The sequence below is a fragment of the Roseivirga sp. BDSF3-8 genome, assembly GCF_041449215.1.
In the GTDB taxonomy this organism is placed as follows: Bacteria; Bacteroidota; Bacteroidia; order Cytophagales; family Cyclobacteriaceae; genus JBGNFV01.
In genome coordinates, this window is the sequence record NZ_JBGNFV010000001.1 from 707888 (window position 1) to 733675 (window position 25788).

Below are 25788 nucleotides of genomic sequence, written 5' to 3' on the forward strand. Positions count from 1 at the left end.
ATTCTATCAATGTAACGAAATTTTTGCTTGATGGTGTTCATTACTTTAAAATACTCAGCAAAAACGATGCAAGTTTTTAATAGCATGCGTAATATTTTTTAAATCTGCACACCGTTAATAAAGGCTAATCCCTTATTTTTATACTTTAAACCGGTACAATTTTTTTAGACTGCAAGTTACCTGCGTACTAAGCCAGGTTTTTTTCACGTACTATAACTTACTGTTTTTTATCAGATCTCTCCTCACATACCTGCTTTTTACTGTATGGCTGGTCCTGTTAGCCGCCAGGCCCGTCTATGCCCAAAAACAGCAAAAATCAACTATTGACACTCTCAACATTCCCGCGGATAGCTATCTGATACTCCGGGACAGCAGCGTATACATTCCCCGCGATACGACTATCTATGTTGCAGACACTGTCCAGGCGATGTTTGTAAAACAGGCTATTGATAAAACGCGAATCTTTTACGAAAACCTGAGAAAGAAATTTGCCGGGACCAAGGTCACTCGTGAGTTGTTCGACCTCGTATTTACCCTGCCTCCATCAGCCCCACCGGCGGATACACTGCAAAATGAGGATAGCCGTAACCCTTACAGGCCATACGATGGTAAAATCGTAGGTAATATCTACCTGAAAAAACTCCCCCCTTTTGGCACGGTTGTGACTGATACCAGCCTCCATGCGAGGGGCTGGGCAAACCGGGCTAATAAGCTGCATATGAAAACCCGGGACGGTGTACTGCTGAATAACCTGCTGCTGGAAAAGGGGGAGCGTATCCAGGCTGCCTCACTCGGTGATAACGAAAGGATCATTCGCCAGCTACCTTTTATAAGAGATGCCAGACTGGTGGTACAACCGAGGGGTCCTGATAGTGATACGGTAGATATTTTATTGGTCACAAAGGATGTGTTTGCCTACACACTGGATGTAAGGCCCTCCGGCCTTGATCAAGGCAGCCTTACGGTGGGACAGAACAATCTACTGGGCCTGGGCCACGAACTGGATCTGACTTTGTCGTTTAACCCTGATCTTACTGAAGAAATGGGCTATGAGGCCCAGTACCAGGTGGCAAATATAAGGGGCTCCTTTATCCGGTTACGGGCTGATATTGCCGACACTTATTGGGCTGATCGAAGGCGCATAAGGCTTAACCGCTCTTTTCTGTCTCCTAATATAAAATATGCAGGAGGGATAGAAGTCAGCCGGCAGGAAACCAAACAACGGCTTAGGCAAAACGTAGATGAGGAAATAATATTTCCACTGGACTATGACCGCCGCGACGTATGGTTTGGCAGGGGCTTCCGGGTGAACAGGACATCGGCATTTTTAGCCAGTCGTTCCCAGCTTGTACTGGCCGGACGTCTGCTTGACCTTGATTATACAACACGGCCGGAAGTCACCTCCGACACAAACCGGCTCTACCGCAGCACCACATTGTACCTAGCCAGCCTGGGTATTTCTTACCGCCAGTTTTACCGTAGCACACTGGTATATGGTTTTGGACGCACAGAGGATATTCCTACGGGTTACCGGGTCAACTTTATTACGGGTAAGGAGCAAGGTGACCTCTACGACCGGTGGTACCATGGGGTAAATATGGCTAACGGTACGCTGCTAAATGACGCATCTTACCTGAGGATGGAGCTTTCACTGGGTGGCTTTTTTAATAGGGGTGATGTAGAACAAGGGGCTTTAATAGCTAAAACCAACTTTTTCAGCAGCCTGCTGCCCATTTGGGATTACCGGCTCAGGCAGTTTGTCACACTAAACTATACCAACGGCATCAGGCGATTTAACCATGAGCTGATTTCACTGGAAGAGGAAAACGGGATACGAGGGCTCAGAAGTTTTGACCTGCGGGGCAGCAGGCGTTTCTCTGTACAATTAGAGTCGATTGTATTTACTCCCTATGCAGCTATAGGGTTTAACCTGGCACCCTACCTGTTTGCCGATATGGGCTTCATCTCAAACAGGGGAGAGCCGGTATTTGAAGGCCAGTTTTACCAGGGTTTCGGCTTTGGGGTGCGTATTCGTAATGAAAACCTGGCCTTTAAAACGTTTCATCTGCGTTTTGCATTTTACCCGAATGCCCCCCGTGATGCCAGCCCCACCGCTCTGGAGCTGGGAGGTACAGAGTCCAATAATTTTGGGGACTTTGATATAGGGGCTCCGGAGGTACTTCCGTATCGCTAGAAACAATAAAAGGGGCTGCATCACGTGACACAGCCCCTTTCAGGATAACGTCGGTTATTTCTATTGTCTTGAAAGGTCTACCAGCCTGATCTCTACGCGGCGGGCTTCCTTTTTATCACTTTGATTCTGTGTGGCTCCGTAGCCTTTGGCAATGATTCTACGCCTGGCAACACCTCTTTCGTTAAAGAAGTTAAGAACGGATATAGCCCGTTGATTACTCAGGTTTCGGTTATAGTCTGCATTACCATCGCTGGAAGCAAAACCGCTGATCTCTATCCCAAGGCCATCGTACTCCGAAAGGCTTCCCAGTACATTCTGCAGGTCCGTTTCACCTTTGGTAGTAAGGGTACTTTGATCTGTATCAAAATAAATTTTATGCACCTTTTCCAGCAGGCTTTTATCGTACGCCAGTGGCTTACTTTGCTCTTCTGCCTGGCGTTTGGCCTCTTTGGAAACGAAGAAGGTAGGTAATGACATAATGGTATCATTGTCCACTATTCTCATTTCCAGATCTTCAGGATCATTTTCTTCGTAGTAGTACACGATATCAGCCGTCTCTATAAGGTCTGATTTGGCATCGAAGTCTATGTCGCTGACAGGGTTAGTCTTATACATAAGGTCCATCAGGTAATCATAGGCTGCGGTATCATTCGCCGCAATGATGCTTTCCATAAGCTCATATACATCGATACTATCCTTCTCAATGAGCATTGCCTCATTCGCGGCCCGTGGGTTCACATCGGCATTGGTTTTCGTATCGAAAAAGGCGTTTTTCACGCTTACTTCCTGACCTACCATCTCATCAAACTGCACAATAGGCTTCAGGTAGATGCGCTGGTACAGTTCGTAAAAGTAGTTTTGGTTAGGAATATTCACATTGACAGTGTAAGGCATATATCCTTCTGCCTCAATGATCATGTCGTAGTTTTTGCCGGGAGGGAAAATGATAAGGTAATACCCTGTTTCAGGATCAGGATCATACACATAATCTACTTTGGTATTTGTGGACTTGTCTATCACTTTGATCTTAGTGGGAACAGGCTCCAAAGATTCACCCGCAAGTATCTGCCCCTTGATCAGGGTCATAGGAATATTGGCATACTGATCAGGCATTTGGAAATAGTAGACATCCTGCGCACCGCTCCCACCTTTACGGTCACTACTGAAAAAACCTTTTTTACCGTCAGCTGTCAGGGTAAAATAGTTATCATTTGCGGTGGTATTGATGGGGTACCCCATATTTTCAGGAGAAGACCATCCGGAGCCTACTTTCAGCACCTTAAATATATCTTTGCCACCCATGCTATTATGTCCGCTGGAGGTAAAATACAGGGTACGCTGGTCGGGGTGTATGAAAGGAGCATCCTCGTCCTTATCGGTATTAATCTCTGGTCCGAGGTTTACCGGACGATTCCAGCCCCCATCGTCGCGGCGGGTAGCCATATAGATATCCATACCGCCATATCCGTCGGGGCGGTTACTGGCAAAGTAAATGGTTTTGTTATCTGCCGTAATGCTGGCTGTTGTTTCCAGGTAGCGGCTGTTTACCGGCTCGCCTACGGGAGCAGGTACAGACCATTTTTTTCCTTCTTTGTCTATGGAGTAGATATTACCGGTATTATTAGCGCCACCAATAAATATGAGCATGTGGCGGCCATCGGGTGAAAGACCGGCCGTACCTACATTATATTTGGTAGGGATATCCACTTTCTGAGCCTGCAGCCAATTGCCATGCTCGTCTTTTTCCACAATCTGAATCTCTTCTACAAAGCCACGGCCTTTTTCATCCTTACGCATGGCCGTAAACGCCATGACTGATTCATCGGCAGACACTACGGGGTTGTACTCGGTGGCAGGTGTATTCACATTAGACCCGAATGGAAAGACTTCGATATCTTTTTTCTGGCTCATCAGAGAGAGTGCATTGCGGCTCTGATCCAGCTTTTCCTCAGAAAGCTGGTACATTTTGCCTTTGTCTTTAGCCTCTGCCTGGTATTTTTCAAATGAAGAAATGGCTTCTGCAATCTGGGCATTTTTGTGGTACAGATCACCGAGGTAATAATATACATCTACCGGCACCTTGCCTGAAGCGGCCGCACCCTTCAGCCATGAAATAGCTTCAATTTGCTGATCTACATGCATCTGATGTGCTTTACTTACACCTGCACGATACAATACCTGCGCATCACTCACACCGGCACCGATAGCTTCCTCATAAAGCTCCAGTGCTGCCTCATAGTTCTTTAAACCGAAGTATTTATCGGCACGGTAGATTTTCTGCTCCGCATCACTCTGTGCCCAGGCGCTACCAACGGTGAGAGCCAGCATGAATACGGACAGGAAAAAATGTAAACCGTTCTTCATAACTTATAATCCTGTTTTTTACAAAGATTATGTTTAATGAAGTATAAACCGGTACGAATCAGACCAATACCTTACAGGGATAAGCCCACCCCTAAAAAGTCAGCATTCAGACAGCCTCATTTATAGCACGTAAACGTCTGAGAAGGGGTGGATGGGAGTAATAACAAAATACGTAGACCGGATGTGGGTGCAGGTTTTCGTAATTGTCGGTAGCCAGCTTTTTCAGTGCCGTACCAAGCGGTTCTGCCCGGTACGTGGAAGTGGCAAAACGATCGGCCTGGAACTCATTCTTACGGCTAATGTAATTTGATAACAAACCTAAAATACCGGTAAGAGGGGAAAGCAAAACAGAAAACCCTATCAGGTTAACATGTAAGCTCCACTGGCCGGCTCCAAGGGCCCCGCTGAGGGTACCATTGTAAATAAGCAGGCTGGCAAGATATAGGATGAGGCCTGTCTGGATCACAGACATGATGATGCCATTGTTGATATGCTTTTTTTTATAGTGGCCTATCTCATGTGCCAGTACGGCCACAAGCTCTTCATCGCTGGTACCTTCTATAAGGGTATCATAAAGGACCACCTTTTTGCGGCTGCCAAAACCGGAGAAGAAGGCATTGGCCCGGCTACTTCTCTTAGACCCATCCACCACGAATATCTTATCCAGCGGATAACCAATGCCCCGCCCATAGGCTTCCAGTTTATCACGGAGGCTTCCCGCCTGCAACGGACTCAGTTGGTTAAACAGCGGCAGTAGCCAACTGGTATAAAAGAAAGACATGAAGAGGCTGAAGAGGGTTATGACTATCCAGAACACCCACCAGAAGTCATTCCCGAGCTCGCGAACAAGCCATACCAGCAGGGCAAGCACGGCACCTCCAAAGATGGCCCCAAGCAGGTAGCCTTTTACTTTGTCCAGAAAGAAGGTTTTGGTGCTGGTACGGTTAAAGCCGTAACGCTCTTCGAGTATAAAGGTATCATATACCTGAAGAGGGAGACTAAGCAGGTCAGCGCTGAGTCCGAGCACACCGAAATACAGTAAGGGTAGCCATATATAATGTTGGGTTACCTGCCGTAATTCACTGTCCAGCCACCCGAAGCCACCGAAGGCCAGCAGCACCAGCATAATGCCTGTGCTTAATGTAGAGGAGAACAAAGAAAATGAGGCCCGTTCCTTCCGGTAGGCCTCCATTTTAGCATATTTTTCTTCGTCGAAATAGTCCTTTAGTTCATCCGGCAGGCTCTTTTTTTTTCCATAGCGGCGGTTTACCCAGGCCAGCAGCCTTTCTATAATGAAGCTCACTGCCAACAGTATGATTAGCAGCCATTGTATTTGTTCTGATCCAATATTAGGCATCAGAAGCGGGGACAGGGTATTTGGCGGACGTTTTTGGGTGGACGACGCGGGTCGGCCAGGTTAAAGAGGTACGTAAGGCTAATCTCGTGTGCACCCCCGCTGGCAATACCCAGACGGCTTACAGTGTAGTCAAAACTATATCCGATCTGGAGATTATCGCTTGTAAAGCCTACCAGGAGTACAACCGATTCGTTATTTGCCTGATCATTGAGCGGTTTAAAGGGCAGGCCTCTGTACCATATTCCTATCACTACCGGCTCCAGGGTAGCATACACCCCTGCATCAAGCTGGTCAAAGTCCCCCTGCATCTTATACTGGAAGGTGGGTGTGATGGTGCGCTCGAGGCCATCGCGGTTACGTCCCTTATAGCCGGGGCCGGCCGGAAGGGGAAAGCGATACCCGCCGTGTACGCTTATCCTGCGTAGCCTGGGATTGTCACCACTCACGTAGCTTTGATTAGGCTCGGTAAGGTTATGCACGGCACCTCCTATCCAGAAGTTTTCCGAGTAAAGGAGTCCGCCAAATGCCAGGTTAAAATATCCGATATTATCTCCACCGCCCAGGTCTTCATTGGTAGGAAGCTCAAAATCTGACCCATTGTACTGATCGGCGAATCTCAGGTCGCTGAAATTGAGAGATTGCAATACGTACTGGGCCTCGACACCCGGCCGAAAGGTAAACGTCTCACTCAGACGAAGCTGGTAAGCATAGTTGAGTCCGATCTGGGTTTGGTTCATACCCACATCGGCAACCTCATCATGCAGGATAAGCAGGCCCAGCCCGCTGTTGAAATCATCAAAATAATAATCTGCGTAAGCAGAATAAGTAGTGAAATTAGCGTCAATGGAAGGCCACTGGTTCCGGTAGTTCAACCCTGCCCTACCCTGTCCGCTGGCGCCGGTGAAGGCCGGGTTCAGGTACAGCGGTGCTGCGTAGTATTGAGAAAACTGCGGGTCTTGCGCGAAACTCTCAGTGAGCATTCCCGCGAAAATCAGCAAAACGAAAAGGATTTTCCGCATGGAATAAAGATTTATCTGGGAAATATGGCCAAATTAGAAAAACACATCCACAAATAGTATCAGGAAGTATGAAATAAACGAATTTTACCCAGCACTTATATATAGTATGTGTTAAAATAGCACAAATTTGTAGGTTATTCACGCGATCACCTGTCATATAGGCGTTGGTTGGAAAGACAGAAACTTTCTCATGCATAGGACATTCAGATATCTTTTTACCCTGACATTGCTAGGCTATTTACTGGTTACTGAGACTGCTATGGCTCAGAGCCTGGCCGGATACCGATGGTATTTTGGTAATAGCTCACAGGCGATAGTTTTTTCACAGTCAGACCGTGAAGCCCTCCTCATTGACGGGCAGTATATTCCATTTGGAACGGGAGGTAGCGCTGTGGCGACAAACCCCATTACCGGCAGCCTCCTCTTTTACTCCGACGGAGAGGTGGTGGTGGATGCAGGTAATACTCCGATGCCAAATGGCGGGGGCCTTACCGGTAATGCCGCTCTTAATCAAGGGGTGGCGGTAGCTCCTGTCCCCGGGGCAGGTAATGAAACGCAGTATTATGTGTTTTATACCGATGGCACCAATCTTACCTATAGTATAGTGGATATGGCTGCTACAGGTAACGCCTCAGCGGGTAATCTGCCATCAGGCGATGTGACGGTCAAAAACCAGCTACTCCTGGCTGGTGTAGGCGAAACGTTGCTGGTCGTACCGAATAGTGACTTTACGGGTTCGTGGCTGATTACGCAAAATGGTGCGGGTGAGTATGTAGTGATCACCATTGCCGAAACGAATAACCTGGCTGTACAGACCTATCCTCTTGCCGGGGCCCCTGTGAATGCCACTACTCCTGCTGCCCACCTGGCTCTTAACTCTTCCGGCAACAGGATAGCGGTAGCGCCACGTAATGGAAATACGAATATCCAGCTATTGACCTTTAACAGGACCAGCGGTGCGGTGGGGTACGTGAGGCCAGTATTTAACACGGGCTTTACTGCGGCCAATGCTGAAAATACTGCCGTTTATGACGTGGCATTTTCCCCTGGGGGGGACTTTCTATACCTGAGCAGAACGGGCGAGAGCGGCACACAAGCTAATGTGTACCGGATGGACCTTAATAACAATAGCGCGCTACCAGTAGCTCTTCTTGAAAACCCCGTGGCACGAAGCTACGGGTTACAGGAAGCCCCTGATGGCAACCTTTATCACCTATACCGAGAAACCGGCAGCGGGCCATACCTGACAGGCAGATTTTCTCAACTGGATAGCATTGCCGATGTGGTGGAATATGAGGAGGCCCTGTTCAGGCGCCAGGACTTTGCCGGCAGCCAGTTTCCTTCATTTCTGCCTACTTATCGCATTACGGCAGGTTTAGACTTTACCTTCTTTGACGTATGCCTGGGAAATGAGACAAAATTTGTAGCCTTTAGCGAGCCACCTGCCAAAGAGTACCGGTGGGAAATGATTTCTGCGGATGGTGCTGACACAATAAACGTGACAAATGTACAGCCACGTGTAGAATTTCCTGCCTCAGGAGACTACCAGGTCACGCTTACGGCAGATTATGGTGGTACCACGCAGACTGTAACCAAAACGGTGACCATACAGGAAACGCAACTCCAGGTAATGCTGAATGATACCACTGTTTGCCCCGGGGATGTACTGACGCTGGATGCGGGCGCTATGGGCACCTATATCTGGAATACAGGGGAAACAACTCAGACAATAGAAGCCAGCGAGGCCGGTACTTACTGGGTAGAGGTAACTGACGCGGCTGGTTGTAGCGCGTATGATGAAATGGAACTTCGTATTTACGGGGATACTACCGCAATATCCACTTTATGGCACTTTGGCGACCAGGCTGGGCTTGACTTTAATGAAAACCCTCCGGTACCGCTGTTAAACAGTGCTATGACGGCTCCTGAAGGTTGTTCCGTTATTGCAGGACCTAATGGGGAAATGCTATTCTATACTGATGGAGAAACGGTATGGGACCAAAGTGACAATGTTATGGCCAACGGCACCAACATCGGGGGTGACGCAGGTTCCACGATGTCGTCCATCATTGTACCTTTTCCGGATGATGAAACACTATTTTACATATTTACCACACAGGCGGTAGAAAGTGGCGGACATCTCCTTAAATATTCTATAGTAGATATTAAGGCTAATAGTGCCCTTGGCGAGGTGGTAGAGAAGGATGTGAACCTATTCACTAAAGTAACTGAAAAGGTGGTGGCCTTTGATGGTAATGGCGGAGGTACAACGATACTGGCTCACGAATTCGGCACTAATAATTTCCTGAGCTATAGCTTATCTGCCGAAGGCATTACGGGCCCTGAGGTTTTCTCAGAAGGCTCAGTGCATACCAGCGCTAACCCTGCAGGAGGGCAGGGCTATATGACGGTATCTCCTAATGGTGACCTGCTGGCTGTATCTATCCCCGGCAATAACCCGGCGGTAGAACTGTTCCGCATTGACAGTACGGGCGCCTTGTCAGATGTTATTAGTATTGATGTACCCTCGGACCCGGTTTATGGGATAGGCTTCTCTCCCGGGGGTGCTAAAATGTATGTTAGTGTTCCAGGTTCAGGAGCAATCTATGAATATTTCGTGGATACTATCGGGCCGGGCGATGAGGCGTACATTAATCAGAGCATTGAGGAATTAGCTAATAACCCGGGTACGGAATATGGTGCCATACAGATTGGCCCTGATAACCGGGTGTATGTCGCTCAGAATAACAGTGGAACCCTATCTGTAATAGAACCCAATGAGGATGAAGAGACGGCCTCAGTGCTAACGGAAGATGACCAGGATCTTGGCGGAAGGCAAAGTACACTCGGACTACCTAACTATGTTCAAAACCAGCAGGCGGGTACGGGATTGCCCGACTTTACGGCGAGCAATACCTGTCGTGGCCAGGAAGTACTCTTTTCGGCCACCCCTTCATCGGATATCGACACCTTCTTCTGGAATCTGGGAGATGGTACGACAAGTACGGATCAGCAACTGACGCATACGTATGATGAGGCTGGCACCTACCTTGTGACCCTGGTAGTTGATAACCGCTGTCTACCTCTGGGTTATGAGCCTTATAATGTGGACAGCTTTGTGGTACAAAAGGAGATCGTGATCTATGAAGAACCGCAGCTTGAAGATCTGGAGGCGGTGATCTGTGATGACAATGGCGTGTTGGTGGATGCTCTGCCGGCCGGTCTGCCTGATGAGGGTCTGACTTACGGATGGTCCACAGGCGATTCTACGCGCACGGTGATCTTTGACCAGGTGGGCGATTACACCGTTACGGTGACTAACGAATTTGGCTGTGCTACCACGGTACCTGTAAGCATCTCTGAAGGGCGTCCGGAGGTTGAACTTCCTGAGGATCAGTTTGCCTGTCGCGGGACTGAGTTAGGCGTTATAGACTCGGGCATCAGCCCTAATGCTCCGGTTACGCTGCAGTGGTTTATAAACGGAACACCGGCCGGAACCAGCCGCACTATCCAAATCAACGAAACGCTGGATGAAGCTACTTACAGATTAGAGGTAACTAATACACTGACATTCTGTACGGTGTCAGATGAGGTAGTCATCAGGCTTTATGATGAGCCTGACCCTTCACTGGCATCTATTAATCCGGGTACCTGTGGCAATGCAGACGGCTCCATATTCATCAATGCACCTACGGATGCAACGGCTACCTATGTTTATCAGTGGCTTGATGAGAACCGGACCGTAGTAGGAAATGACATGAACCTGCAGAATGTTGACCCGGGTAATTATACGCTGGTGGTGCAGAACCAGACAACTGGCTGTACCTCTCAGGATGTATTTACGCTGGAAGATGCTTCCCGTTCGCTGGATGTAAGCCTTGCTGTGAATAATTGCGTAGCTCAGGTAACAGTAGATAATATTACCGGGGCGTCTGCGGGAGCCGCAACTTACCGTGTGCTTGACGAAAATGGGCTTGAGATGGCTACAGGTGGTTTTACAAACCTGCAGCCTGTCACTCCTGCTACGGTGGATGTGCCTGAGCTAACTGAGGGCAACTATCTATTTGAAATTAACCAGGGTGGCTGCTTCTTCTCTGATGATTTTGTTGTACCCGCGATCACCCGGCCAACGGCCTTTACTTATGAAACGCCTATCGATCTGTGTGAGCCTGGTCTGATCTCCATTGAACGGCAAAACCCTAACCTTGCCGTACGCTGGGAAGAGGTAACCGGTCAGTTTGCCGATGGTGCCAGTCCGAATAATGCTAGTGTCGGGGTACAGGGCAGCGGAACGTTCCGCGCGATTATCTCCGATCCTTCAGATCCTCTGGTTTGCGACACCACAGTTCTGATAGATGTAAACATTCTGGAGCCTCCTGTGCCGGACTTTACTGTAGAAGGCGATGAGTGCGAAGGGGAAATCAGGCTTATACCTTCTCCTGCTGGCAATTACACATATGAATGGACAATAAATGGCCAGGTAGAGTATGTGAACGAGCTGGTATTGAATGAGATTCGCCGGTATGATGTATCACTGAGGGTGATAGATAATGCATCGGGTTGTGATGCGGTAACGGAAGACAGACCTTTTAACATCAGGGAACCACTGGAGCTTGAACTGGACGCTCCTTATGCTAACTGTCCTAACGGAGAAGACGTAAGGATCGATGCTCTGATCAATCGCGAGGTGGAGACGTATGACTGGACGGTAAACGGGGAGTCGGTAGCAGCGGACAGTGCTGTGCTTTTCTACCCGAGCGGACAAGGCAGATTGGCTATTTCACTTACTATCACCACTGCTGATGGCTGTACGGCAACAAGCGAGCTGACACTGAGTGAGGCCCCCTTCACGCCGGTTACGCTTCCTGAGTCGGCAATCATTTGCCCGCTTTCAGACAACCTGGAGGAGGCGCTGATCGAATTGGATCCGCAGGCATCTTTCCAATACTACGAGTGGTACCTTGACGGTGAACTGATCTCAAGGAATCAGGTATTGATCGCAGATACTGAAGGTACTTATACTTTTGTAGGAACGAACCTTTACAACTGCCCTACTACTTTGGAGGTAGATGTGATAGAAGATTGCAGCCCTGAAGTGGATGCACCTAATGCTTTCAGGCCGGGTGGTACCAACCGTGAATTCTTCGTATTCCCCCGGTATGTGAATGAGTTTGAGATCTATATTTATAACCGCTGGGGCGAATTGATCTTTTTCTCTGACAACCAGGATTTCCGCTGGGATGGCACATTTAACGGTAGCCTGGTGCCGGCAGGTACCTACGCTTATGTAATCCGCTTTACGGGCATTCGCGAAGAATTCAATGAAGAACAACGGAAGAGGGGCAGCATTACCATAATCAGGTAATTGTGCTTCAATTAATACATCAAAGGCCGCCTGCTTTTCAGCAGGCGGCCTTATTTTTTACCCTGATCAATAAGGTATCCAAATTGCAGGAATCATCTTTCACCGGTTGAAGGTGGAAGCATGACTCTTCCTGAATAAATAAAAAAAACAGGCTGCCCTTCGAGACAGCCTAGTTATTGTATTGTTATCCTTAAGACAAATTAATAATATGGATTAGATACTTGCTGGAATTCCGTGATCTGCCACTGCGTACAATTAGGATTCACATAGGGCCAGGCCACTCTTGAAATGTAAAAGGTAGACCCAATCCGCAAATACATTTCTTCCGGCTGCGAAACTACCCAGATTTGCTCTCCGGTATTTAGATTTCTGAAAACAAGTCCGCAGGAGCCCCATCCGTCATAACGAACATATTCCGTAGGGTAAAATTTACGTTCTTCAACAGTTTTTTCTTTTTCAACAAAAGAGAAGTTAGCCGCTACAAAAAGCAGCGCCGCAACTAAGAACAGTTTAGTTTTCATAAGTATAAAAATTAATTGGTTACACGCTGGTAGAGTTGTTGCGAAATACAGCGAAGAGTAATATTAAATATAAGCAATTAGATGATTGAGAGGCGGCACTTGAAACAGTAGCCTATGTGCTTTGATACATATACCCTTTAACCTCAGCCAGACAATAGCCCTCTAGACAGGATTAAAAACCAAAAGTCTACTATACACCGTTCCTTCCCCCTTGGGGAAACAGAGCGGCATCCCGCTGGACGGCATTCGACTGGGCTCGCATTCGAGAAAAACCTAAACACTACCAGCACCTAAAAAAATAAATAGGCTGTCTCAAAAGTAGAAAGGCCTTTTTCACACCAAACAATAATTGGAGAATTACTTCAAACACTCTGCATAGCGAAGTCGGACGCGACCCGGTCAGGCACGACCCGGTCAGGCGCGACCCGGTCGAACGCGACCCGGTACCACCTCGCGGTAGTTTACCAAATACAAATTTACATTTTGAATAAAAAGAAAGAGGCTGTCTCAAAAGTGTTGAGGCAGCCTTTACTTTTTTCTTTCCAGGCTCATCTGCTGTAAATGCTATTGATGATCTGTTTTCTTTTGGCGAAGAAAACAGGCTCTCTATGAAGCCTTTTTGAGCAGGTTATGTGCAATAGCCAGTAGTCCGGCTTCTATTTCGACTTTCTCTGTTCCCCGCATCATAAATCTGCGGAAGCCCCGGTTGTGTTTGATGGCTGCGAACACAGTTTCTACATCTGCCGGTCGCTGCTTGCGATGAGCTATTCCCTGGTCACTCATAAGCATATCCCGCACTTTTTGCTTGTGAGTTCTAAGGTTATGATTGATCTCAACTATCCGGTTGCCTTTTGCTTTAAAACAACCGCTCCTTAATGGACACTCCAGGCAGTTTCTGGCCTGATATTGTGCATAAGTTTGTTCATAACCCGACTTAGTTTTTGTTTTTCGCTTTCCTATATGATCCATTGGCTGGCCTGCCGGGCAATAGACCTTATCCTGCTCTTCGTTGTAATGCAGGTTCTGAGATTTAGATATGTCTTGCTTCCATTTTCTGGTTTGCTCCTTATGGAAGTAATTATACTTTACATAGGCCTTCTCTACTTTATCTTTCAGATAGTCATAGTTCTCTTCGCTACCATATCCTGCATCAGCGCATATAGTGTCAGGCAGGGTGTTATATAACTGCTGATAGTTCTTAAGATGGGGTTGTAACGTTAGGGTGTCGGTAGGATTTTGATGGATCGTGTAGTTTACCAAGTATTGATTGGAGGTGCTGATCTGAAGGTTATAGCCCGGCTTGAGCTGTCCATTTCGCATATGGTCTTCCTTCATCATCATAAAGGTTGCATCGTGGTCAGTCTTTGAATAGCTGTTTCGTTGTCCCAGTATAGCTTGCTTCTGCTGGTATTCAGCCAGCTTCCCAGGCCAGTTTTTTCGTGCATAGGTAAGCTTCTGCCTCTTCCCTTTTGCTATCTTCTTGCCCGTGAGTGCCTGGTCAATCCTATCAATAGTATCACTAACCTTTCGAGCATCGATTTTGCTAAAATCAGGCTTTTCCTGATATAACTCGTCTTCTGCCACCCGCTGGGTATAGTCCCACAACTCTTCAAGCTGTTGGCTTATCTTTTCGGTATTGGTCTTAATAGACCTGCCCCACACAAACGTGTAGCGATTAGCCTGGGCTTCTATCTTGGTGCCGTCGGTGTAAACTGTCTTTAAGTCCAGTAGGCCCTCATCAACTAAGAACATTACAATCTGAGCAAAGATCACCTTCAGGCTATCTTTCAACCGATCGCATCGAAAACGGGCAATAGTGTTATGGTCAGGCTTGTTCATACCTGCCAACCACATGAAGTGAACGTTTTGACCAATAGCTGCCTCCAACTTGCGGGTAGAGTAGATATTACTCATATACCCGTAAATCAATATTTTAAGCAGCATCCTTGGATGATATACTGATGTACCGCCAGGCTTATAACCAGTCAATAGAGGGGCAATATCAAGACGATCGACCACTTCGTTGACCACCCGAACTGGATGGTCTGCCTCTATTAACTCCTCCAGGCTCGGAGGTAAAAGCATAATTTGCTTGGGGTTGTAGTCTTTAAAAACTATCTTTTCGCTTATTGACACAACTCAAGATATCACATCTTGGAAAGCGGGGGTAGTAATGCCCTCGCTTTTTTTATGGCCAACTCCAAAAAAAAGAGGCTGTCTTTTGAGACAGCCTCTTATATATTAAGACCTAGTTCAATTGCCAGTAAACGACATCATGAAACCTTTACGGCTTTTGGTGGCTTGGATAATCGCTTCAGGTAGGCGAAGTGTGATTTGATAGCCCCGGCGAGGGAATGCTTACGATAGGTAAGTCCGTAGTCCTTTACCGTCTCTTCTATCATACGGGTAACCGGAATGTAGTGGGTATGACAGAGGTTAGGGAAAAGATGGTGGGCGGTGTGGGTATTAAACCCGCCAAAATACCAAAGAGCCAGTTTGCTATAGGGAGCAAAGTCTATTGTAGCCTCCAGCTCATGGTTTTTGCGGCTATTGGTTATGTAGCCATCTTCGTTAGGCTGGGGGAACACTGACTCATTGATCTGGTGATTAAGCACCCCTACCATAGCCAATGCCAGTCCGCTGATCATGTGCACTAAGAAAAAGCCCATAACCACCCAGTACCATGCTACATTTACCACCATCAGGGGTAATACAAGCATAAAGAAGAGGTAGCTGAGTTTTTGTAAATAGAGCTTAGCCATCTCTCCCTTAGAGTGCTCTATAGGCGAATTGCCCATGCGGCTACGCTTAAAGAGTACAAAGTCTATGGAAAAGATGAGGAAGATGGAGAACAGGGAATAGATCAAGGGCGCATAATACACCTGGTACTTGTGCATCTTCTCGTATGGCTGGTTTTCAGACAGGCGCAGTACACTGTATTCCTCAATAATGATATCATACCCCTCCACACTGGTAAATAGGTGGTGTACCTTGAGGTGCAAAATGCGGTTGATGTAGGCATTAAGTCCGGCAAAATTGAGGAAGTATGCCAGAAAGCGGTTCACGCTCTTCTTTTTGCTGTAGGTATGGTGCAGGGCATCATGACCTATGTTTATAAAGAACAGCGGGTGCATCAGGCCCATAATCACGCAGTACAGTATGCCGGTAAATGCATTGAAGCTGCTGGTGATGAGGAGGCCGTACATGGCCAGGTAGGTTACGGTAATGAAAATAGTCTTCAGCACCATGCCCGTATCGGCGTAGCGGCTGAGCTTATTTTCCTTAAAGTACTTATCTACCTTATGGGTCAGCTCATTGTAGAAGTCTGAGTTGTTCCCTTCAAGAAATTGCAGTTTCATAGGTCTCTTTATTCGTTAGTTCTTGTTCGATAGGTGTTTTTTCAAAGAGGTAATCATTTACCACCAGCACATCCAGACCGGAGTTAAAGAATACCATCAATGCATCATTGAAGCTGTGTACAATGGGTTTGCCCATAACGTTAAAGCTGGTATTGAGCAGTACAGGCACGCCGGTAATTTCACGGAAGGCATCAATCAGGGCATGGTACCGTGGGTTCCAGTCCTTTTTTACAGACTGCAGGCGGCCGGAGCGGTTTTCGTGCACCACAGCCGGCACTTTATCTCTTACCTCAGGGCGAAAGTCGAGGGTACGCTCCATATAGGGAGTGTCCTGGTATTGCTCAAAGTATTCCTCTCCGTACTCTTCGAGGATGGAGGGGGCAAAAGGCCTGAATTCTTCGCGGAACTTGACACGGCTGTTAATCTTGTCCTTCATGTCCTTTGAGCGCGGATCAGCCAGGATGGAGCGGTTTCCTAAGGCCCGGGGGCCAAATTCACTACGGCCTTGCACCCACCCTACCAGCTTGCCTTCAGCCAGCAACTTAGCTGTCTCCTGGGCAACAGTCCCGGGCAGGTGCCGGTAACTGGTAAAGCCACTGAACTTGAGAAAGCCTTCTATCTCCTCATCCTTAATAACAGACCCCAGGTAAGGTGTCAGTTTTTTGCCTGTATCAGTTTTCGCCTCTGGGTTATCATTATAGTAGGCCAGCCAGGCGGCACCCAGGGAGTTACCATCGTCGCCGGGAGCAGAAGGAATATAGACATTTTTAAAGCCGGTTTCGGCTGCGATCTTGCCGTTGTAGGCTGAATTGAGTGCACAGCCGCCGGTATAGACCAGGTTATCCGAAAGCCCCAGCTTATGGAAGTTGCCAATAAGCTCCGTCATGTACTCGGTAAAGAGCAACTGGCCGGTGTAGGCAAGGTTAGCCCTCAACTGAAAGTCATTGCCTGAATCCTTGATGCGGCGGGCGATCTCGTCTATCGTTTCCAAAACCTTAGCGGGCTTGGTCTTAAATTTGATCTTTAAGCCTTTGATGGTGAAAATGCTGCCTAGCTGGTCGTAGAACATCTCGTCCTTTTTACCATAAGGCGCCATTCCCATCACCTTCCACTCCTCTCCTCTTATAGGATCAAACCCACAAAGCTCTGTAAGGGTGAGGTAGAAATAGCCCATGCTCTCAAAGCCCTTGTTATGGCCGAGCTGCTTTAATTTACCGTTCTGGTAGTGGAAGTAGGACAATGCTCCCATCTCACCGGTACCATCCATTACGAGGCAGAGCGCCTCATCCATGCCAGAGCCGTAGCAGGCGAGGGCGGCATGTGTTTCGTGATGGTTAAACCGGTGCCAGGTGATGTCGTGATTATTGTACTTTACCCGCAGGTTTCGCTCAATGCTGGTGCCGGATTGAATATTGCTGGCCAGTTGTTTTTTAAAAAACCATACCTGGCTGGAATCCGGGAGCATAGACTGCATGATGGCCCGGAATACTGTTTTGGAGAAGCCTTTCGGTTGTTTTTTAAACAAGCCGATTGAGTTGAGCACCTTAAGTGAGGTCAGGTGGGTTTTGCTCCATGTGGTGGCAATATGAAACTCCGCATTTGTGTCGCAGTACTCTTTCAGTAGCTCTTCAACGCGAATAACGGGATCGGCAGGACAGCCCAAGGCACGCTTAAACTGCAGGTAGCGCTCGGTGGCTTCGGCAAAAACTACCTGCCCCTGCTCATCCACAATGCTGATGGAGGGGTCATGAAAGGTAGTCCCTACGCCGATATAATACTTCTTTTTCATAGGTAGGGGGTGGTTTAGAATATTTCCATTTGCTCCATGAGCAGGGTGGCATTCATATTTTGGCAAACGCCCTCTTTGTAGCGGTAGTCAAATACCATTTGGTTATTTTCCATACCGATCTCAAAGGCAATGTTTTTAATATTTTTCGGGTATTCAGCTTCCAGGCTGGTAAGGGCAATGTCATGAGTGGCTACCATGCCCACTCCCTCCAGCCGGATCATGTTTTCAATCAGGCGGCGGGCACCGGTATGCTGGTCTTTGCTGTTAGTCCCTTTCAGTATTTCATCCAGCAGCACGTAGCACTTCTCATCCTTTTTCAATTGCTCCACGATGAACTTCAGCCTCTTCAGTTCAGCAAAAAAGAAAGAGGTGTGCTTCTGCAAAGAGTCATTCGTACGCATGCTGGTGTATAGCTGCACCGGCGTAAAGGCAAAGCGGCGGGCACATACGCAGGTACCGGCCATCGCCAGTACCAGGTTCAGGCCAACGGTACGCAGGAAGGTACTCTTACCGGCCATGTTCGCTCCTGTAATGAGGAATATATTGCCGTCACCTTCCTGGATGACATCATTAGTGACCAACTCCTCGCGGCTAAGGAGAGGGTGGCCTCCATGCTCCATGTGCATAAAAAAGTCATCCCTCTCAGTCACCTCGGGTATGGCGTAATCAGGGTTATTGTACATAAACCCGGCCAGGCTGGATAGCGCATCGAAGGTAGCCACGGCTTTGATCCAGCGAGGGAACACAGGGCCGAACTCATTTACCCACCTCTCGATACGGTACATACAATTCAGATCCCAAAGCAGCAGGCCGTTGAGGACAAGTGTCAGCACGATATTCATGCGGTGGTCCAGCAGGTCTACGAGATTGATGATCTTCGCAAATGACTTTGATGGCTTTTCTTCCTTATGAAAAATGGACTGCTTTACTTCAGCCAGTTCAGCAGAAGTAAACTCCTCATCTTCAATAGCCTCTATGAGCTGATAATACTTCCTCAATATGTCTATACGCTTACTGATGAGCCCCTGGCGGTGGTTGGTGTATTTAATATGCGCAAAGGACACAACCAGTTGCAGAAATGACAAGCAGGCCCCTACGTAGGTACTGATAAAGCCGAAAGCGCCTGCCAGCCATGCCAGAATAGTAATAGCAGGCAGTAGGGTGATAATAACCTTATAGAAGCTACTGCCATAAAATTTATTTTCTACCGCCAGCCAGTTTTCTATTTGTCCCTTATCGTCAGGAGACTCCTCTGTAAGCAGACCTGTAGCTCCGTATTGCTGCCGCCACTGGGATTTGCTACGTAATTCGGCAATGGCTTTCTGTCTGCGTCCAATGAATTTTGTATCCGTATTGAGTCTGGTCAGAATATCCGCAAGGGCCTCTCTCCCCTGAAGGGTACAGGTACGGTTGATGACCTGGAAGATAGACTCGGGGCCAAACATATCCAGGTCATAGGAGAAAGCATGATCTGGATTGAGCAAGTCTTTTCCTCCATCAAAAGCACTGTAATCGCCGGACAAAGCCTTGATCTCATCTTCATTTATAGAAAGAAGCTTTTCATTAAAACGCTTCTCTCTTTTAACGCGGATGGAAAACTTAACCAGCCATAGAAAAATAACCAGAGACACGGCTAAGCCAGCCCAAAGTACCGGTTGCGGCGCTTTAAATAAATAGTAGGTACTGACAATGATACCTATACCACTCAATAGCCTGAAAAAGGATATGGTCCTGCTTTTCTTCTCCAGCTTGTTTACCACCTCTGTCAACTGCTCTACCCTGCCCTGATAGAAAGCGATGGGCCTATCTTTATTTTCCATATATCAATCTTCTTTACATACAGGCACCTGGCCTGCTTTCATTTGCTGATCCGGCAAAATTAATGCCTTTTACCATAATCAAGCGATCTTATTTAGCTGAAGCCATTTGTACCACAGTTGGCGGATCTGCTCGTGTTGTTGTTTCAGCTCTATTCCTTCTTTAGAGGCTAAAGCGGAATGGCTCAGACGGTACTTCTTATCTTCGTTTTGAACAGCAGTTCTTCCTTCTTTTTCTGAAAGATATGTCAGGCTCTGCGTTACTTTTTCGAGCGAAAAGCAGATGCTCCACAAGGTGGTGAGTCGCTGCACATTAGGCACCCAATTGATCCAGCCAATGAAGGCATTGTTATTCAGATCAATCATCACCGGTCGAATGCGCTCCTCAAAAAAGGCCATTTCCGATTCTGCAACCGGGGCATGGAAATAAGGAAAGACACCTTCTTCTTTATTATCTGCGGCGGAGAGGCCATAGTGCATGAGGCAGGTTTCTACCACGGCGGAAAGACCATACCGGTGTTTAATGTGAAGATGAGGATCTATCTGCCCATTGGCTTTATATTCCTGCACCAGTTCTTGGGTGCAGTCAATGATGGCCTGCTGCCTGAAGCCTGCATTAGACTTATGATACTGCAGATTAAGGTACACTCTCCCTATGAGAAAGGCCGTGATGGCACTGGTGATGGAGGCGGTAAGTATAGTCACTGTAATAATTTTTAAACTTTAGAAACGATAGGTGGCACAGCCTATTTGCAGACCAGCCCCAAGGTTGATAATCAGTCCGGTGTCCCCTTCACTTACCAGGCCATTTTCCATGGCATGGTGTAGCTGGTAAGGGGTGGTAAGTGTACTATTGCCCACAGGCTCCGGTACCTCTCCCCACTGTCCGGCATAGTTGCTGAAAAGTGGCGACTGCTTAAGACGCTGGAGGTAGGCCTCTGATAGCTGCGGAGCGAAGACAACCTTTATATCACTCAGGCTAAGGCCTTCCTTCTGCAGAAGCTTCTCAATGGTCGCCACTGTCAGGTCTGCATATTCCGCATGATGAGAGGTATCTTCTTCTATGACGGTGCACACTTTTTCCTGCTGCCAGGTAGCACGGCTCTTCTTGTCGCCCATATATTCAGTATGGGTGGCAAACTCAAACTCGCCAAAGCCTTTTTCGCCTGACTCGTCCAGTTCCAGCACCATAGCGGCCCCACCTTCGAAAATAGGCAGTGCGGCTTCTTCTCCCAGATAGCGTTTGTTATTGTCTACCTCACCGGTGGTGATGAGCACTTTACGGCTACGGCCGGTCTGGACCATCTGCTGCATGACGTGGCAGGTATTAAGGAAGCCTGCTGCGCCATTCATCAGGTCAAAGGCAAAGGTATTGCCTCCCTGGCGCACGTCTTCCACAGAGGCATTGGCCCGAAAGTTACCGGCTATAAAGGTAGAGATGGCGGGCTCGTACATATATTCCTCACGATTGATACCGTAGTACACTACAAGATCCAGATCGCTACCCTTAAGCGGTTCATTACCGGTCTGCAGACAGTCATCTGTTACTTTGTAAAGCAGGTCTATTCCGTTTTCTTCCCTCTCCATCCGCTGGCGCAGGCTTACACTGCGGATGCGCAGTCTGCTGCTGTGAGCCGGCGTTTCAGCGGTATCCACATTTTCCACCTTAGCCAAAGGCTGACCTGAGCTTTCCACGGCCTGCATACGTCCGGGGAGGTCATCGAAAGAATAGAGTGCAGTGCCCAGCGTAAGCCCAGAACCACTGATACAGTAGAGCAAGTTGCTATTGTCTTTAATCCGGCCGTTCAGGATATTATCTACGGTAGCCACCCAGTAGGTAGTGGTAGCGGTATTGCCGCGCTCGCGAATGTTGTCAATGACATTCTCAGCATTGGTCACTTTCTCATTGAGTACGCGGTTGATCTCCTTCATGGCATTCTGGGTGGTGATGCTACTTGCCTGGTGCATGATGATATGGCTCACCTTCTCAAAGTCCCAGTTTTTGGCACTCATGGTCTGCAGGGCATGGTTGGCTGCGGTTACGTGCCCGGCCTCACCCATCTTTATCGCGTTGGTATTTACCACAAATCCGCCGTGAGGCTGTGCAGTAGGTTTCACGATACAGAGATCACTGTAAGCTCCCATGGTAAAGATGTCGAGCTTCTGGAAACCTTTGGCAGGCCGGGCAGCCTTTTCGAGGATCATGGCGAAACCGGCATCCCCCAGGGTGAGGCCGGCAATACGCTGGTCCATGTAGCTTTCTACCTCGAGCATAGAGGTCTTGGTAATGTGGGAAATGTACTCCCCGCTTACGACAAGGCAGCGGTTGGCCCGGCCGGACTTGATGTAGGCTTCGGCTAGGTACAGGGCGGTAAACACGCCGGTACAGGCATTGGTGATGTCGAAGTTGAGGGCATTGGTGAAGCCAAACTTATCGCTTAGCTGTACTGACAGGCCTGGTTCAATGGCAATACTCTTCTCCCCGTCCATACGGAAGATGTTGCAGGAGATGACTAGGTCGATGTGCTCAGGCTTGTATTTAGATACGGCAAGGCACTTTTCAATGGCCCGCTCAGCCAGTCCGAGGGAGAATTCATCTTCCACCATCCGTACGTTTTCGATACCGGTAAGGCGACGTATGGGGAAGCGGATCTCGTTGCGGCAGTTGCTTACGATGTCCTTGGACTCCACGGTCTTTTCGGGCAGGTACATGCCCATACTTTCAATGATGACGGTGGTGGTATCTGTTTCCTGTTCTTCCGTTTCTTTGGCTTTTATCCCGCCGTCTGGCACGGTGATTTCTTCCTGCTGAATACGGGCACCTCCGGTATTGAAGCCGCTCAGGGGCTTCATCTGGGTGGCCAGCTCGCGTACGGTACTGAATTCAAATATCAGCTCAGGGGTTACGTACCAGCCTTTTTCCTCTGCCAGGTTACTGATCTTCACGCTCTGAAGGGAAGCTCCGCCAAGGTTGAAAAAGTTGTCTGTGACGCCTATGCGGTCCATTTCCAGCACGGTGGCCCAGAGCTCAGCCAGCAGGCTTTCTTCCGGAGTGGCCGGGGCTACATATTCATTAGCTGCCAGTTGCTTACCATCTTCGTAAGCAGCCAGGGCCTTTTTATCCACCTTGCCGTTTGGCGTGAGGGGGTAGGCTTCTACCACCGCGAAGCGTGCGGGGATCATGTAGGCGGGCAGGTACTGTTTCAGCTCGCTGCGCAGGTCAGCTACGCTCAGTTCCTGGTTCATTTTCAGAAAAGCCACCATAAAGGCATTTCCGTCGCTGTCTTTTTGGGTCACTACGGCCGCCTGCTCTACGGCATCTACCGCCATAATTTTGCTTTCTACTTCGCCAAGCTCGATACGGTAACCGCTGATTTTCACCTGTGCGTCATTTCTGCCCAGGTATTTTACGTTGCCATCGGGCAGGCAGGCAGCCACATCGCCGGTTCGGTACAATCTTTCATTATGGCTCTTGTATTGCCAGTCGATAAAGCGCTCGGCTGTCAGCTCAGGGCGCTGGTAGTAATCTACGGCCAGACCTTCACCCCCGATGTACAACTCGCCTTTCAGTCCCGGAGCCACTGGCTTGAGATGGGCATCCAGTATATAGAAAGTGGTATTGTGAATGGGTCTTCCAATCGCAATCGGCGCACCGGTAGTAATTCGGGCACATGAAGACCAGATAGTGGTCTCTGTGGGGCCGTACATATTCCATGCTTCGATTGGCTGTGCCGCAAGCCAGGCTGCCAGGGTAGCAGGCAGGGCCTCGCCTCCGCAAAGGAGCTTAAAGCCAGGGGCCGGGGTCCAGTCGGCCTCCTTCATGGTTTGCCAGAAGGAAGGGGTGGCCTGCATGATATTGATGCCGTGCCGGGTAATCAGTTCGGAGATGGACTGAGGCGATTTTACCTCCTTTTCCCTGGCGAGCACGACGGTACCTCCTGCCAGCAGAGGCAGGTAAAACTCCAGACCGGAGATATCGAAGGCCATGGAGGTAACGGCCAACAGCTTGTGCGCAGCTCCTGCCTGCAGGGTATCGCGCATGGCGGTGAGGAAGTTCAGCAGGGAATGAGGCGCTATCCGCACCCCCTTGGGGTTACCGGTAGAGCCGGAGGTATAGATCATGTAGACGGCCTCAGGCGCTGTAACGGGCAGGCTAAATTCTGCTGAATGCTCGCCGCTTGCGAGGTCTTCAGCCATTATAAGCGTTGTACCCTGCAGCAGCTCGAAGCGGTCATGGTTTTCCTGCTGGCAAATCATGGCTTCCGCACCGGCATCGTTTAGGATATACCGGATACGGCTATCGGGGTAGCCGGGGTCGAGGGGAATGTAGGTGGCTCCTGTTTTCTGTACGGCAAGCAGAAGAGGGAGCAAGTCAGCGTTGCGCTCCAGGTAGAGGGCGACTTTTTTACCGGTGGCTACTCCCTTTTCACTTAGTGCATTGGCCACCTTATTCGATAGCTCATCCAGCTCGCGGTAGCTCAGGTTTTTCCCGTCACCCTCGCAGGCAATTGCTTCCGGTTGGGCCTGAGCCATTTTCTTAAACTCCCGGATGAAAGACGACTCTCGCGGATAATCTGCAGCCGTATCATTCAATTCCTGCAGCACCTGCTTCTCCTCTGCCTGGCTAAGCAGGGAAATATCGGCAATACGTACAGAGGGGTTTGCTAACACATTCTGTAGTACCCGCAGATAGCGATGGCTGAACCCGGCAATAAAGGCTTCGTCAAAGAGGCGGGTATTGTACTCAAATTCAAACTCATATGCCTCTCCCTTCTCACGAACGGAAAGGGTAAGGTCAAATTTAGCAAAGACCATTCCCGGGCCTTCTATACCGGCTGTTTCCTCGCCAAAATGCAGGGTTTCCACGGGCATATTTTCCATGCTGAACATGGCCTGGAAAATGGGGCTGTAGCTGGTGCTGCGCGGAGGCTTTACGAGGTCTACAATGGTATCAAAACCGATCTCTTTGTTTTCAAATACGCGGAGGGTTGTGCGCCTGACTTCATCCAGCAGGGTCTCGAAGGACTTTTCGGGGGCCACTTGCGAGCGTACTACGAGGGTATTGACAAAGAAGCCGATCAGCTCTTCCAGTTCGGGGGCATTACGGTTAGCCACGGTGGTACCTACCAGTACATCTGTCTGATCAGCATATTTGCTCAGGGCAATTTTATATACCGCCATCAGCAGCATGTAGGGGCTTACGTGACGGCCTGTGCAGAAGGTTTTGATCTGCCGGGTAAGGGCTGCCTCCACGGACTGGGTATACAAGGCACCGTCAAAGCTTTGCAGGGCAGGGCGTTCCTGTTTGTAGGGGAGTTCTAACAGGGCGGGGGCATCTTTCAGCTCTTCCTGCCAGAAAGCCATCTTTTGCTGGTACTCGTCGGTTTCCAGCATGTCCTGCTCCCACAGGGTATAGTCTACGTACTGCGTTTCCAGTAGTGACAGTGCGGGCTGGCGACCAGCAAGCAGGCTGTTGTATATCTCACTGCATTCTTTGATAAAAATGCCGATAGACCAGCCATCGGAAATGATATGGTGCATGGAAATGATGATCCGGTACTCACTGCTGTCTTCCAGGCGAATGAGGGTCACGCGCAGCAGCGGCCCCTGCTCCAGGTCAAAGGGGCGGGCGGCCTTTTCACGAATTAAGGCGTCGAGGCCAGCGGTAGAAGTGCTCAGCTCTTCAAAGCGAAAGTCTACTTCTTCTGCCACAAGCTGGCGTATCTCGCCATCTACTTCACGGAAGGAGGTACGCAGGGTCTCGTGGCGGCGGATGATCTCCAGGATAGAGGCTTTGAATACCTCCGTGTCCAGCTTTTCGGATACGGTGAGTACGCCGGTGATATTATAGGCGGCGTTGGCCTTATCAAATTTGGACAAAAGCCATAAGCGATGCTGAGCCCCGGATACAGGGTAGGCGTATATTTTGGTTTCTTCCATGTTCATAGGTGCAATGTTTTTCCGCCTTTACAGGCTTCTGTTTCAAAGGTGTTTTTGTCGCCG

Annotated in this window: 12 protein-coding genes; 2 read left to right on the forward strand and 10 right to left on the reverse strand. The window is 48.7% G+C overall.

What is annotated here, in order from left to right:
* Nucleotides 1-427 precede the first annotated feature (427 nt).
* The gene (locus tag AB9P05_RS02830; RefSeq protein WP_371907299.1) at nucleotides 428-2194 is read left to right on the forward strand and encodes a hypothetical protein; all 1767 of its coding nucleotides are present in this window, start codon (nucleotides 428-430) and stop codon (nucleotides 2192-2194) included.
* Nucleotides 2195-2254: 60 nt separating this feature from the next.
* Here AB9P05_RS02830 and AB9P05_RS02835 read toward each other — a convergent pair whose 3' ends face one another.
* The 3 genes from AB9P05_RS02835 to AB9P05_RS02845 all read right to left on the reverse strand — a co-directional run bounded on the left by AB9P05_RS02835 (nucleotide 2255) and on the right by AB9P05_RS02845 (nucleotide 6934).
* Nucleotides 2255-4558, reverse strand: a complete 2304-nt coding sequence (locus AB9P05_RS02835) for an OmpA family protein (RefSeq protein WP_371907300.1) — start codon at nucleotides 4556-4558, stop codon at nucleotides 2255-2257.
* 106 nt (nucleotides 4559-4664) lie between these two features.
* Nucleotides 4665-5861: a M48 family metallopeptidase gene (locus tag AB9P05_RS02840; protein ID WP_371907301.1), complete on the reverse strand. Its 1197-nt coding sequence runs from the start codon at nucleotides 5859-5861 to the stop codon at nucleotides 4665-4667.
* A 53-nt stretch (nucleotides 5862-5914) separates the two neighbouring features.
* Nucleotides 5915-6934, reverse strand: a complete 1020-nt coding sequence (locus AB9P05_RS02845; protein ID WP_371907302.1) for a type IX secretion system membrane protein PorP/SprF — start codon at nucleotides 6932-6934, stop codon at nucleotides 5915-5917.
* Between the two features lie 259 nt (nucleotides 6935-7193).
* Between AB9P05_RS02845 and AB9P05_RS02850 the strand changes: the two genes are divergently transcribed.
* Complete coding sequence (locus AB9P05_RS02850; RefSeq protein WP_371907303.1) at nucleotides 7194-12299, forward strand: PKD domain-containing protein; 5106 nt, start codon at nucleotides 7194-7196, stop codon at nucleotides 12297-12299.
* Nucleotides 12300-12499: 200 nt separating this feature from the next.
* Here AB9P05_RS02850 and AB9P05_RS02855 read toward each other — a convergent pair whose 3' ends face one another.
* From AB9P05_RS02855 to AB9P05_RS02885, 7 genes are all read right to left on the reverse strand, one after another.
* Nucleotides 12500-12820 carry a hypothetical protein gene (locus tag AB9P05_RS02855; RefSeq protein WP_371907304.1) on the reverse strand — a complete coding sequence of 107 codons (321 nt, stop codon included), beginning with the start codon at nucleotides 12818-12820 and terminating at the stop codon, nucleotides 12500-12502.
* 606 nt (nucleotides 12821-13426) lie between these two features.
* A complete protein-coding gene (locus AB9P05_RS02860) occupies nucleotides 13427-14950 on the reverse strand; it encodes an IS1182 family transposase (RefSeq protein WP_371911331.1) in 1524 nt (507 codons plus the stop codon).
* 143 nt (nucleotides 14951-15093) lie between these two features.
* On the reverse strand, nucleotides 15094-16179 hold the full coding sequence (locus tag AB9P05_RS02865) for a fatty acid desaturase (RefSeq protein ID WP_371907305.1): 1086 nt from the start codon (nucleotides 16177-16179) through the stop codon (nucleotides 15094-15096).
* Nucleotides 16160-17968, reverse strand: coding sequence for a carbamoyltransferase (locus tag AB9P05_RS02870; protein ID WP_371907306.1), 1809 nt, complete (start codon nucleotides 17966-17968; stop codon nucleotides 16160-16162). Before AB9P05_RS02870 ends, AB9P05_RS02865 begins: the two co-directional genes overlap by 20 nt.
* Nucleotides 17969-17982: 14 nt before the next feature.
* Nucleotides 17983-19788, reverse strand: a complete 1806-nt coding sequence (locus AB9P05_RS02875) for a hypothetical protein (protein ID WP_371907307.1) — start codon at nucleotides 19786-19788, stop codon at nucleotides 17983-17985.
* A gap of 78 nt (nucleotides 19789-19866) precedes the next feature.
* Nucleotides 19867-20490, reverse strand: a complete 624-nt coding sequence (locus AB9P05_RS02880) for a hypothetical protein (RefSeq protein ID WP_371907308.1) — start codon at nucleotides 20488-20490, stop codon at nucleotides 19867-19869.
* A gap of 18 nt (nucleotides 20491-20508) precedes the next feature.
* The gene (locus AB9P05_RS02885) at nucleotides 20509-25731 is read right to left on the reverse strand and encodes an amino acid adenylation domain-containing protein (protein ID WP_371907309.1); all 5223 of its coding nucleotides are present in this window, start codon (nucleotides 25729-25731) and stop codon (nucleotides 20509-20511) included.
* Between the last annotated feature and the right edge of the window lie 57 nt (nucleotides 25732-25788).